The 12,904-nt window shown below is 42.5% G+C and carries 14 protein-coding genes; 8 read left to right on the plus strand and 6 right to left on the minus strand.

Annotation, left to right across the window (positions count from 1 at the left end; all coding sequences use genetic code 11):
- Positions 1 to 76 precede the first annotated feature (76 nt).
- From FTU17_RS05200 to FTU17_RS05225, 6 genes are all read left to right on the plus strand, one after another.
- Positions 77 to 586, plus strand: coding sequence for a DUF805 domain-containing protein (locus FTU17_RS05200; protein ID WP_180009276.1), 510 nt, complete (start codon positions 77 to 79; stop codon positions 584 to 586).
- 229 nt (positions 587 to 815) lie between these two features.
- Entirely contained in the window at positions 816 to 1,289 is a 474-nt protein-coding gene (locus tag FTU17_RS05205) for a DUF805 domain-containing protein (RefSeq protein WP_180009274.1), read from the plus strand.
- 177 nt (positions 1,290 to 1,466) lie between these two features.
- Positions 1,467 to 2,132, plus strand: coding sequence for a 3'-5' exonuclease (locus FTU17_RS05210; RefSeq protein WP_180010571.1), 666 nt, complete (start codon positions 1,467 to 1,469; stop codon positions 2,130 to 2,132).
- A gap of 433 nt (positions 2,133 to 2,565) precedes the next feature.
- A complete protein-coding gene (locus FTU17_RS05215; protein ID WP_180116832.1) occupies positions 2,566 to 3,330 on the plus strand; it encodes a hypothetical protein in 765 nt (254 codons plus the stop codon).
- Between the two features lie 193 nt (positions 3,331 to 3,523).
- Complete coding sequence (hisA, locus tag FTU17_RS05220; protein ID WP_078190493.1) at positions 3,524 to 4,255, plus strand: 1-(5-phosphoribosyl)-5-[(5-phosphoribosylamino)methylideneamino]imidazole-4-carboxamide isomerase; 732 nt, start codon at positions 3,524 to 3,526, stop codon at positions 4,253 to 4,255.
- Between the two features lie 82 nt (positions 4,256 to 4,337).
- Complete coding sequence (locus FTU17_RS05225; RefSeq protein ID WP_180134821.1) at positions 4,338 to 5,252, plus strand: DMT family transporter; 915 nt, start codon at positions 4,338 to 4,340, stop codon at positions 5,250 to 5,252.
- Between the two features lie 70 nt (positions 5,253 to 5,322).
- On the opposite strand, the gene FTU17_RS05230 is transcribed toward FTU17_RS05225, so the two are convergent.
- The gene (locus FTU17_RS05230; RefSeq protein WP_180108829.1) at positions 5,323 to 6,732 is read right to left on the minus strand and encodes an FAD-binding oxidoreductase; all 1,410 of its coding nucleotides are present in this window, start codon (positions 6,730 to 6,732) and stop codon (positions 5,323 to 5,325) included.
- Positions 6,733 to 6,788: 56 nt separating this feature from the next.
- Positions 6,789 to 8,120, minus strand: coding sequence for an APC family permease (locus tag FTU17_RS05235; protein WP_168378992.1), 1,332 nt, complete (start codon positions 8,118 to 8,120; stop codon positions 6,789 to 6,791).
- Positions 8,121 to 8,216: 96 nt separating this feature from the next.
- Here FTU17_RS05235 and FTU17_RS05240 point away from each other — a divergent pair, with 96 nt between their 5' ends.
- The gene (locus FTU17_RS05240) at positions 8,217 to 8,576 is read left to right on the plus strand and encodes a helix-turn-helix domain-containing protein (RefSeq protein ID WP_180050672.1); all 360 of its coding nucleotides are present in this window, start codon (positions 8,217 to 8,219) and stop codon (positions 8,574 to 8,576) included.
- 347 nt (positions 8,577 to 8,923) lie between these two features.
- Here FTU17_RS05240 and FTU17_RS05245 read toward each other — a convergent pair whose 3' ends face one another.
- Genes FTU17_RS05245 through FTU17_RS05255 form a run of 3 tightly spaced genes read right to left on the minus strand, consistent with a single transcriptional unit; the run spans position 8,924 to position 10,960 of the window.
- On the minus strand, positions 8,924 to 9,316 hold the full coding sequence (locus tag FTU17_RS05245) for a hypothetical protein (RefSeq protein ID WP_168378990.1): 393 nt from the start codon (positions 9,314 to 9,316) through the stop codon (positions 8,924 to 8,926).
- A 39-nt stretch (positions 9,317 to 9,355) separates the two neighbouring features.
- Positions 9,356 to 9,982 (minus strand): DUF1294 domain-containing protein, encoded by a 627-nt coding sequence (locus FTU17_RS05250; protein ID WP_180065226.1) that lies wholly within the window; start codon positions 9,980 to 9,982, stop codon positions 9,356 to 9,358.
- A gap of 27 nt (positions 9,983 to 10,009) precedes the next feature.
- Entirely contained in the window at positions 10,010 to 10,960 is a 951-nt protein-coding gene (locus tag FTU17_RS05255; protein ID WP_180009257.1) for a homoserine kinase, read from the minus strand.
- A 110-nt stretch (positions 10,961 to 11,070) separates the two neighbouring features.
- Here FTU17_RS05255 and hisF point away from each other — a divergent pair, with 110 nt between their 5' ends.
- Positions 11,071 to 11,832 (plus strand): imidazole glycerol phosphate synthase subunit HisF, encoded by a 762-nt coding sequence (gene hisF / locus FTU17_RS05260; RefSeq protein WP_306674445.1) that lies wholly within the window; start codon positions 11,071 to 11,073, stop codon positions 11,830 to 11,832.
- Between the two features lie 374 nt (positions 11,833 to 12,206).
- On the opposite strand, the gene FTU17_RS05265 is transcribed toward hisF, so the two are convergent.
- Complete coding sequence (locus FTU17_RS05265; protein WP_180025920.1) at positions 12,207 to 12,827, minus strand: hypothetical protein; 621 nt, start codon at positions 12,825 to 12,827, stop codon at positions 12,207 to 12,209.
- Positions 12,828 to 12,904: the final 77 nt, after the last annotated feature.

Raw genomic sequence — 12,904 nt, forward strand, 5'->3', positions numbered from 1 at the left:
TTTTCATCCTTTTATTTTCTACATATTCATTTTAGAATTTGCCTACTTATAAAAATACCAAAGCCTAGGAATAATAATGAATACCTTCACATCTGACTCACCGACCCAAGCCAGTGGCCGCTTTAGCCGTCGCGCTTATCTTGCATGGAATCTACTGCTCGGCATTATTTTTACGCTAATTGCTGTTGTGGTCGGCCTGCTCATACCCGGTGCGCAAAATGCGTTGACTGAGGGTGCAATGTCGACGCCACTCATGATTATTTTCTTTATCATGTATGCCATCGTCATTTATTACAGCGTCATTTTCTTAATCCGTCGTTTACATGATCGTGACCATTCTGGATGGCTTGCACTGCTGATCTTAGTTCCTGTAGTGAATATATTATTTGCGCTCTATGTGTTATTTGCACCGGGTAATAGCGGTAGTAATAGCTTTGGACAACCACGCCCGACCAAAGGCTGGGAAACCGTGCTGGCTGTTTTGTATATCGTGGTGTTTATAGTCGGGATACTTGCTGCGATCATGATTCCGTCTTACCAAAACTATGTGATCCGCTCTCAACAAACCACGATTCAACAACAATAATGATAAATCATTAGATGCCGCCGAGATCGTCCTAAACAGCAATACATCTACTCAAACAAGCTCACACAAGTGGGCTTTTTTTGTACTTTACCTTTATAATCAACGCGCTTTTTTGATACAGGATCAAATCCTGTACTTTTTCACATTTTTATGTCGTTTTTAGCTCAATTTTTTGCGGCTAAAAATGAATGATAACAATACTTTTTACGATAATTTAAGATCATTTAATATGAATAATTCACCCAATATTAACTCTGGCTGGAACCGTGACGGTCGCTTTAATCGCATGTCATTTATCGGTTGGAATGTCTTCTATGGCCTCATGCTAAGCATACTGATGCTGCTGATTGTCAGCATGATGCCCAATACTCTCAATGCCCTAATAGCTCACGCTGAAAATCCAATGACGCAAGTGATTGGATTTATCCTAAATGTTTTAATGCTGATCCCTTTGATGATTTTTTCAGTGCGTCGTTTGCATGACTTTAATCTCTCAGGCTGGTTTGCACTCTTAGAGCTGATTCCGTTGCTCAATATCGTCATGTGCATTGCGCTGATGCTCATCCCCGGGTCTGCAAATGCCAATCAATATGGTGAGCCACGTGCATCCAAAACATGGGAGGTGGTTCTCGCCTTTCTCTTTATCGGTTTATTCTTACTGATCTTGGTAAATGTATTATTTACTGCGCGTTTTCTATTTTAAGTCGTCACTGACTTTAAGCCTATTGGTCACTGTCTTTAAGTCCTCTCATCACTGTCATAGCAACGCGCTATGACAGGCAGGTGAGTCAAAGGCTCATGCTCAACGCCGCATCTCGGTATTTGCATTTCCCTACTAAACGCTCTAGGCTGCAACAACAAGCCTTTGAATTAAATCACAATGACTGATGCTCTACCGACACCTATTTTGCCAACAAAAGAACAGATTAAAAATTTTCCATTGTTCCAAAATTTAGTGCCAGAGCAGATCCATGTCATTCACAATGCAGAACAATGCCAACACTGGGCCGATGAATTGCAGACGACTGCCTTATTCGGTTTCGACTCTGAATCTAAGCCGACTTTTCGTAAAGGTGAGGTCTCTACCGGTCCACATTTAATCCAACTTGCGACGGCGCAACAGGCGTGGTTGTTTCAAATGAACGAATGCACTTGGGATTTTTTAAGACCAATCTTGAGTAATCGTGATCAAATTAAAGTGGGTTTTGGCTTAAAAAATGATGCGCATTTATTTCGTAAAAAAGGCATCGAACTGAATAGTGTATTGGAACTCTCCAAGTGCTTTGCTTCTTTTGGCTTAAGCCAACCCGTCGGTTTAAAAAATGCCATGGCACTGCTTTTTCGTGTGAATTTTCCAAAATCTAAATCGGTCAGCACTTCGAATTGGGCCAAAAAGCGCTTAAGTCCGGAGCAAATTCGTTATGCCGCTGCCGATGCCTATGCCCCTGTTTTGGTCTTTGAAGAATTATTACAACGTGGCTTATTGCCCAAAACCATTCCCAATACTTCTCTCAAACTAAGAATTCGTCCGCACATGAATTTATAAATCCTTAATTATTTTAATGATTTAATTTATATTCAGCGATGTAACCGCTCTGTAACTGGATATTGCCCCAATCTATGGCATGACCAAGTGCAAAGATCGGCTGAAGAGTGCCAATGAATTTGCAGTTTATTTGCACTAGAGATTTAAACAGTACGTTATTGCCTTAAAAATAGTCACAGCACAGTCTAAAAACAATAAAATCGCACCTTTTAAGTACATTTATATCTTTGATTTAACTCATTTTAATTACATTAATATACATTTATATTTTTATTCAGCTAAGGTTTTGATCTCTCTGGGTTTTCTAGCAGAATTACATGATTTATCTCCTTCTTTCTATACTTTCATAATTTGTTTTCATCAATCTCCTTTTGCTAAAACAAGTCTGCCAAATACATAACACATCATAATTTAAAAGCTTGGAGAACCTGACATGTTGAACTTATTTACAGGAAAAATCAGCGGTGTACTCAGCCTGACTTTACAAGGGATCAGCAAAGCGGTTGGACTGGTTTTAAATACTGTTTTAGATACTGTAGACAGCGTATTAGAGACCGTAAGTAGCTTAACAGCGCCCTTAACGGATGCACTGACTGAGCTTCCGCTCATTGGTGGGACCATCGAAAAAGTACTCGCGGTTGAAAATCAGTTGGTTGGCACCTTAGGTGATGGCTTACATGCGGTAGCCGATCAACTAGCGACAGGTGATCTTCTCGGCGGTGTACAAACCGCTCTCAATGGCGTAACTGGTGTGGTCGGCCAAACCGTGACGGAAGTTGCAGGTTTGGTTGATCATCTCAGTGGCGTGGCTGCACCAATCACAGATGTACTTTCTGACCTGCCATTGCTGGGCGGTCTATTGGATGCAGTAGGCGAAACTACGGGGAATTTAACAGGCTTGTTGGCTGAAACGGGCGACTATGTAGCCAGTATTGATCCTACCGAATTATTAACATCCGTCCTGAACGATCCTTTAGCAAGTGTAGGTGGTGTCGTGCAAGATGTTTCAGGCACTTTAGATGCCTTACTGGATGACATTGCACCGATTACATCGATTGCCACTGAACTTCCTGTAGTCGGTGATCTCGTTCAAGTGGTCGGTGAAAGTACCACAGCCCTCAATCAAGGCTTATACGATGTCGGTAGCTTACTTCAATCCGTAAACATCGATTTATTACAAACAACCGCTTATGTTTAATGACTAAAAACACTAATACACAGCGCATTTTTATAGACCAAGAATAAAATCCAATCCTCTATTTACACTGGCCTGACACATGTCAGGCTTTTTTAATTCATCAATTCTGATATTAGCATTTAGTGAATAGCCGTTTATTTGATAAGATTAGGCACAAATTCATTCTTAATTTGATTGAGCAAGGAGCGAAAGCATGCTGATCATCCCTGCAATTGACCTGAAAGATGGCAAATGTGTCCGTTTAAAACAAGGTCGTATGGAAGACGATACCGTATTTTCTGACGATCCAGTGGCAACTGCACAGCATTGGGTAAATGAAGGCGCGCGTCGCTTACATTTGGTAGATTTAAACGGTGCTTTCGCTGGTACACCGATTCATAAGCCTGTGGTTGAAGCGATTGCTAAAGCACAGCCTGAATTGCCAATTCAAATTGGTGGTGGTATCCGCTCTCTTGAAACCATTGAACACTACCTTGATGCCGGCGTTTCATTTGTCATCATTGGTACAAAAGCAGTAAAAGAGCCTGAATTTGTTGAAGAAGCGTGCAAAAAATTTGCAGGCCATATCATTGTCGGTATCGATGCCATGAACGGCATGGTGGCAACTGATGGTTGGGCAAATGTCACAGACGTGAAAGCTACTGATTTGGCAAAACGCTTTGCAGATGCTGGCGTATCAAGCATTGTCTACACCGACATCGCACGTGATGGCATGATGCAAGGTGTGAACGTTGAACAAACCGTTAACCTTGCAACGTATTCAGGCTTACCTGTTATTGCATCGGGTGGCGTGACCAACCTTGACGACGTGCGTAACTTAAAAGGCCAGCCGGGTATTTTAGGTGCGATTACCGGTCGTGCAATTTATGAAGGCACATTGAACCTTCGTGAAGCTCAATTACTGCTTGATCAACAAAGCTTGTAATTTTCCCGAGCAGAAAAGAGGTCTTCGGGCCTCTTTTTTTATTTCTCATTTTTATTTCCCCTCTTCGAACAATCAAATACACATGTCAACCGTCCAATCTGCTTGGAAAGCCAAGTTCCCGCAGCTCGCACTCATCCTGATTACCATGATTTGGGGTGCCAGTTTTATCACCGTGCAATACGGTTTAAATTTCAGCAGTCCCGTGCTGTTTGTCGGTCTACGTTTTGCCGCAGCTGCACTGGCTGTGAGTCTGTTATCGCTCAAATATCTTAGACATTTTTCTCAATACGATGTCATTGCGGGCGCAAGTATTGGCGCTGTGATTGCGATTGGCTATGCGACACAAACGGTCGGCTTACAAAGTATCAGCAGCAGCGAATCGGCTTTTTTAACCGCGCTGTATGTCCCGCTGGTTCCGATTTTTATGTGGCTCTGTTTTCGGCATAAACCACATCTGATGACATGGCTGGGTGTGTGTTTGGCTTTTGTTGGTTTGGTCTTTTTAACTGGTAATGGTTTTGGCGCTATTCAGCTCAATTTTGGACAAATCATTACGCTGCTCGGTTCGATTGCCATTGCCTTTGAAATTATCTTGATCAGCTATTTTGCGCCCCGCGTCAATCTGCGCAGAGTGACGGTTCTACAGTTGGCATTTGCCTCTCTGTTCTGTTTCTGCTTCGCTCCACTGGTGGGTGAAACCACTTTGCCAAAATTTGAATGGCCATTAATCGCTGTACTCTGCGGATTGGGGCTGGCCAGCGCCGTAATTCAACTGGTGATGAACTGGGCGCAGCGCATGGTCGATCCTGCACAGGCAGCAATCATCTATGCAGGTGAACCGGTTTGGGCCGCGATCATTGGGCGGCTTGCAGGTGAACGCTTAACACCGCTCGCTCTCATTGGCGGACTGTGTGTTGTTCTGGGTGTGATTGTGAGTGAATGGCGGCCGAAATGGTTAAAGAAAAATATAGATAAAACTACAGAAGAAATATCTTAACCCTCAAAACAGCCCTCAATGACGAGGGCTGTTTTGCATGATACCCTTCATAAATAAAGGAGGCTTAAATTTAGAAGGACACCATCTTGCCCGGATTGACCATAGCCCCCAGCCCATAAGCGGTTTTCGCCATTGGAATCACCATCGGTGCAAGTGCGCGACCAAACAAAATGTCCTGATGCTGAATACTGGTGAGCATTTTAAAATCATCGGCATTGCCACAAAAATCATCGGCAATGGCTTTGCCTATACGCACGGTTTGCGCCACACCATGACCACTCCAGCCTTGCACGGCATAAATCGGATATTTCCCATCGGACTTACGGCTATCGGCTGCGCCATTCATGGTTAAATCTGTGGTGCCACTCCAAACAAAATCCAGCTCAACCTGTTTCAATTGCGGGAACACATGCTTGATTCGGCTCAGTAAATAATCATGGGTTTTTTCAGGCGTCCAGCAAGAACCCGTCCCTTCACCGCCAAACAGCAAACGGTTTTTAGATACCCCGCGATAATAATCAATTTGGAACTGTGTATCGTACACAGGTGCATCGCTCGGCAGAATTTCAGCAAGATCGAGCTCTAAGGGCGCTGTGGTACACACATAAGTATAAAATGGAATGGTGGTTTGATTATGGCTTTGCAGCAGTTTAAATGAGGCATGATGTACCCCAATCACGGCGCTCTTACGTGCTTTAATCACACCGCCAGTAGTCGTCACATAAATCCCATCTTCACGCTCATCCACCGACAGCACTTCGGTTTGCTCATAAATTTTGCCACCTTGTTGACTAAAACCATAAGCAAGGCCACGGTTTAAAGCCAAAGGATGAATATGCCCGCCGAGGGTATCGAGTAAACCGCCATAATAATTTTCCGATTTCACATGCTCAAACAACTCGTGCTTGCCCATAATCTGGGTATGGTCTTCACCCAAATATTTACGCGCATCTGCACCTTCGGTTAAACCCACCAAATGCCCTGGGTGTACGGCTGCGGTAATGTGCTGATGTTTGCGTTGTAGATCTAAATCATAGTTCTGCGCAATTTGGTCAATTAAAGACATCGCCTCCGTCGAAGTGAAGTGCCATAAGCGTTTAGCCTCTTCATAACTAAAGTGCTCAATCATTTCCCCTGCTTCCCAACGCGCCAGGCCTGGGGTTAATTGCCCACCATTACGCCCCGATGCAGCACTACCAATACGGTTTTTTTCGACCAATACTGTATCTACACCTTGTTCTGCCAAATGCAGTGCCGTGGACGCACCCAATAAGCCACCACCAATCACCACCACATCACACTCAATATCTGCATCAAGGGCATCAAAAGCCTGCCATGCGCTTAATGAGCTTTCATAGTAATTGGCTGGAAAATCAAAACTGCCACGCACAGGATTGACCCAATTCCACTCTTTACCGCTTTGCACATTGACACTGTTTTTATATTCAACATCATTTACAAATTTTGGCTTTGTATTCATTTTATTTACATTCCTATTTATCAATTCTATTTAATCGTTATAGAGGCTTCAGCCACTTAATACGCACTACCAATCACAATGTTTTGTTTTCTTAACTTTTTATAAGCGAACAATACAACGCCTACTGCCAACCAAATGCCACCGCAAACCAAGGCGTTGTGTTCTAAATTCACCCAAAGGCACATCAGCGTAGCCACTGAAAGCAGTGGTAAAATCAGGTTGAGAAAGATATTTTTAAGACCATGACGTTGACCATCACGTACATAAAACTTCATAAACACGGAGAAGTTCACAGCTGTAAAGGCAATGAGGGCACCAAAGCTAATCATGCTGACCACGGTGGCTAAATCTAAACGAATGGCTGCCAAGGAAATCAAACCAATCAACAAGACTGCATATAAAGGCGTGCCCAACTTGCTATGGACTTGACCGAATGTGCTTTTATGGAAAATGCCATCTCGTCCCATAATATGAATCAGGCGTGATGCGCTGGCATGCGTGGCAAGCCCTGAGGCAAATGTATTCATAATTTGGGCGCATAAAAATACCGATTGGAATAGCGCCCCGCCCACGTACAGGACGATCTCAGGCAGCGCTTCATCTGGATTGTTAAAACGGACATTGGTTGGAAAATACAATTGCACAAACCAGGATGCCGTAATAAAAATCACACCGCCCGTAAGCGTGGTGAGGATAACCGCACGCGGAATAGTACGTTTCGGATCTTTAGTTTCATGTGACATGGTGGTCACTGCATCAAAACCTAAGAAGCTAAAGCACAGGATTGAAGCCCCTGCGATGAGTGGCAAAATTGACGTATCACCATTGAATAGCGGTGTGAGCGTCAAGACATGCGCATAACCTTGCTCACTCCCTACCCCTTGAATGACCAAATAAATAAAAAAGCCCATCAGCAATATAGGTGCGCAAACAAAGATCATGCTTAAGTTGGCCAATATATTGATACGAAAGCAGTTGATTAAAGTGACCAAGCTGGTAAATAAAATCACCCACGCCCAATACGGTACGCTTGGAATGACCGCTTCTAAATAAATGCCTGCCAACAGCGCATTAACCAAAGGCAACATGATGTAATCCAGTAAAGAACACCAACCGACAAAAAATCCAGTTTGAGGCCCACAGGATTCTGCCGTGTAAGTATAAGCAGAACCCGATTTATCCGAATGTTTACTAAAGCGCGCATAACTAAATGCAGTGAGGAGCATGGCAAATAAAGCCAAAATATAGGCCAGTGGTACACGGCCATCGGTAATACCTGAGACAATGCCAAAGGTATCAAATACAACCATTGGCGTCATATATGCGACACCAATGATCACCACTTGCCATAAAGACATTTTTTTTAAAACAGACGCTGAAGTTTCCATGCACGTCACCTGAACTATATTTATTTGCGTTACAGGTTCTTTTGCAATCAACATGCCATATAATATTCATTCATTATTTTAATGATGATTCAAAAAATGCCAAAGTATGATTTAGAAACCAGAAAATCAGCCATTCAGATGTATAAAAAAACTGACTACAAAGTGGCTGTATGCAAAGAGTTTAACATCTCTCGAGTCACCTTGGATGCTTGGATTCGCCTGGAGGAAGAGACCGGAAGTTTGCTCCCAAAAGCCGCAAAAAACCGTGGTGCACCGAGCCACATTCGCGACTGGAATGAATTTCAAGTATTTGTAAAAAATACAAAATTTAAAAATATTAGTGATCTAGTTCCATTATTTGAACAGCGATTTAGCTATCCTGTTTCGTATGCGGTATTGGTACGCGCAATACACGTTTTAGGTATGCGCCGTCGCCGTGGTCGATTCTATAGCTAATACCTAAACTGGTGTAATTTTAAATAAAAATCCAGAAAATAATTTAAATAAACAACTATACATTAATGTAAATTTATTTTAGTAAAAACGTAAATTTATATTATTAAGAATGTAAAATAATAAAAATAAATATGTAAATTAATAAAATTAAATAAGCAAAGTTATTTTATTAAAAATGTAAGTTATAATTCTTAAAAATGTATAGTCAATTTTGCTTAAATAACCAAAGTTAAGCACTTTTATGTGCAATTGCTTTATAAAAGAGCATTTTTTGATGCCGCCTATCGAATGGTCAAACGAAAAAAATAAAAGCGACCCATGGGTCGCTTGTCATTATACTGCTGTATTTACTCATACATCGGTCTGTTGTCATTGACACGAATTAAACCTTTAATCGCGCGGTACACAATCCATAACCAAGACAGTCCGATCACCGTGACACAGAAGGTACTCGCTCCCAGTGCCACACCCGCAAAGGCATTGGCATTATTGCCGGTAAAGAACAGAAAAATAAAAGGCACGAAAGCAATGATGTTCCAAATGAGATACCACCAAAACGTACGGATCTGCCAAGTAAAATGGCTTTCAAAAATCGTGCCGCGAACATCACTGCGTTTGACGTAATTGATAATCAACGCGAGGACCGCAAGCAAGCCGGCAGAAAAAATCGCCACAATATAAAGAATATACAAAATAATCGTGAGCAGGCGGTTTGGATCTTTATCAATGGAATAATTCATTTCGCTCTCCGTCATGATGATTTTGCGGATCGTTCCACCCTAGATATGCAGGATATTAAATGGTGAAATTAACCATAAAATCAGTAATATGTTAAAGGCTATGGTACAGAAATATATTTTTCGAAACGGTTGTTTTTGTGTTTTATGCCGCAAACGTTGCTGAGCCAGCCATGCCGCCGGCCACCCACCTAAAAAAGACAAAAGATGCAGTGTATTTTCTGGCACGCGTCGGTTCCCCATTTGCGCAGCTTCTTTATCCTGCGCATAGAACCAATAGGTCAGGACATTGATAATACTTACAAAAAGCAGCACCATTCCACTGAGCAAACCCGCCACAGATAAGCCCGCCAAGGCGAGAATATAAATGATGCACAAGATTTGCATCGGCTCTGCCTGACGCGGCATCTGCACCACATTTTTTTTATTGGGGCTTTGCGCAGCCTTAGTTTGTGAGGCTTTTAAATAATGCACTTGCTGCGCACGAAAGCGTCCGCGTTCGTCTAAGATCACAGCATAATCCAACGCGCAGCCCACGATTGGTCGTGGGCCGGGACGGGAAAAGTCTTTAATGTGCAAAAATACGCGATCTTTAGTGCTATCGTTCGGTTGAATGAAGCCGTAGCCCTTATCATCAAACCATTCTACTAAGCGTCCTTGATCACGCATGCTTTTCCCTCTCGTTGTTTTTAAAATTTATGCTGTGACGAATTTTAATCGTTCAATCAGCATATTACGCATTTCAGCAGGGTTTTTCTGCAAAATATCATCCCCTGTACGGCCTTCTGCAGCATTTTTCTGTGCCACCTGTAAACGCATCATCCAGAAGCGACCCGCCGCCATTGCCAAATATAACTCTAGACATGATTTTTCATCTGCGGTTAATGGGCGCACGCTTTCATATGCATTTAAAAAGGCAATGGCTTTGTCTTCATTCAAATGCACATCCGGATATTCAGTACAGAAGTCATTTAAAGTAATAGCAATATCAAACAAGAGTTCGTCTTTATTTAACTCATAAAAGTCTAAAATACCGTTGAGTTGATCGCCTTCAAATAGAGTATTGTCACGGAACAGATCAGAATGAATAAAACCGGCAGGACGGTCTGGATACATCGCCGTTAAGATGTCATATAAGCCCAACAGATTGTTGAGCAACGTGGTATCTGCTTCATTTAATGTTGGACGAATATCGCGTGAAACTTGTAACCAATAAGCATGATCACGATATTCTGCACGTTCCAAAGGGAAGTCTTGTAGAGCCACATGCATTTTCGCTTGGGCAACAGCAATCACTTCTGCTTGCGCTAAGCTCGCAGGCATCGGATGTTGACCTTGCATGCGTGGCGCAATCTGTGCAGGTTTATCCTTTAAGCTATGAATCGCTTTACCCGAATGATTCAGCGGTACAGGCACAGCTAGACCAGCCTGCCCCAAATGTTCAAGTACAGGGACCAGTTCCCCTGCACCTTGCTCGTCCATCTCTTCAAAAACAGTTAATACATACTGCGTGCCATTTTCGCAAACAATAAAATAGTTGGTATTTTGAATACCGCCTTGAATCGGAATCAGGTCAATCACCTCCAGTCCATAAGGTGCTGCAAAATCCTGAACTTCCTTTAAAGTCAAAGTGGTATAAACCGACATAGAAAACCTGCGAAAAAACTTACATATTTTTGATAGAATAACCGCTCCGACTACTAAGGTGTAGCATCTAAGTCGCGAAGTTTCATAATCGGCTGTTATTTTTGGAAAAAATTATGCTTGCTAAACGTATTATTCCTTGCCTCGACGTGGACAACGGTCGTGTAGTGAAAGGTGTTCAATTTCTTGATATTCGTGATGCAGGCGATCCAGTTGAAGTTGCACGCCGTTATAACGAACAAGGTGCGGACGAAATTACCTTCTTAGACATTACCGCAACCTCAAATGGTCGTGATACCACTTACCGTACGGTAGAGCGTATGGCTGAGTCTGTATTTGTGCCATTAACAGTCGGTGGTGGCGTGCGTAAAGTAGAAGATATCCGCCTGTTATTAAATGCGGGTGCGGACAAAGTTTCGATTAACTCTGCGGCTATTTATAACCCTGAATTTGTACAAGAAGCCTCTCAGCGTTTTGGCGCACAGTGTATTGTGGTTGCTATTGATGCAAAAAAAACTGGCGACAATAAATGGGAAATTTTCACCCACGGTGGTCGTAAAGAAACCGGTATCGATGCCATCGAATGGGCAGTAAAAATGGCGGACTTCGGTGCAGGTGAATTACTCATCACCTCGATGGATGCTGACGGAACCAAAGCCGGTTATGACCTTGAACTGATGCGTAACATCAATGACCGTGTGACCATTCCAACCATTGCTTCTGGTGGTGTCGGTAATCTCCAACATTTGGCCGATGGCATTTTAAAAGGTGGCGCAGATGCGGTGCTTGCAGCCTCTATTTTCCACTTTGGTCAACACACCATTCCTGAAGCGAAAAAATATCTTGCAGAACAAGGCATTGAAATGCGTCTTTAATTGATTCGTTTTCAATGAGGATTGAAAAAGAGCGATGATTCGCTCTTTTTTTGCTTTGGTGTTTTTGATGCAACGCCATGGAGTTGTAGCAGCGAATCGTCAATTTAATTCATCCACTATAGACATAAAAAAAGGAGCCTTGTCGGCTCCTATAAACCAAGAAAAACTACAGCACTTGGTCTGATACTTAAAACAAATGAAAAAATATACATAGCAACTTCATCAATCAACTCGTCGTGTACAAGCCTTTTGATGATTTAAATATAGGGCATTTGCACTGCATTTGATTGACAGTAGATTCATAATTTGTTGACAAATTGCGACAACTCAATTGGGTAGAAAAGCTTGTTGTCACAACGTACAACGCTTTCACATTAGACCGTTTCAAGAAGTGCAACTGGCTTTTCACGCTCAGCGACCCACTTTGCAGGAAATACCCGATTGACCCAGTGTGACAATGGTTTCGCAATCGCTGTCGGTAGTAACACACCCAATGGGTTCTGTTCCTGTAATTTTGCCGAGGAGATCACTCGAGTCCCTAAAATATAATCAAACCACGGCTTAGTCACACACCAATTGGCATCCTGATTTGAGTTCATATGGTGGTCATAGTGCCATGGAATCTTTTTCATCGCCCACTCTGGCTCAAGATGTGCGCGACGATGGATATAATAATAATTCCCTGCGCAATACAGCACAGACAAACTCATTCCTTTGGAAATGGGATAAAACAGCGGGACAAATACCGCTGAAACTGCCACCAGTGACAATATTTCATTTTTCGTGCGCCAGTTCTGTACACCTTCAACATAGCCATGATCATGAAAATCTGTTTTTCGAACTTCACGATGATGTTCCCAATGTGATTTCATGCTTTTCGGTACTGGACTAAAACGTGGCTTGCCTGACCGATGTGTCCCATGCAAAACATATTTATGCGCGACCCATTCAAAGGCATTGGCGACGACCAACCCTGCAATAAAACCTTTTAACATGACCAATATCTCCTTTTCTTAGCTCCACTATAGGTAATGAAGAGGGCTAGATATTGACCGTTTTTTTTAATATTATT

This window comes from Acinetobacter sp. YH12070 (assembly GCF_013419625.1).
Classification (GTDB): Bacteria; Pseudomonadota; Gammaproteobacteria; order Pseudomonadales; family Moraxellaceae; genus Acinetobacter; species Acinetobacter amyesii.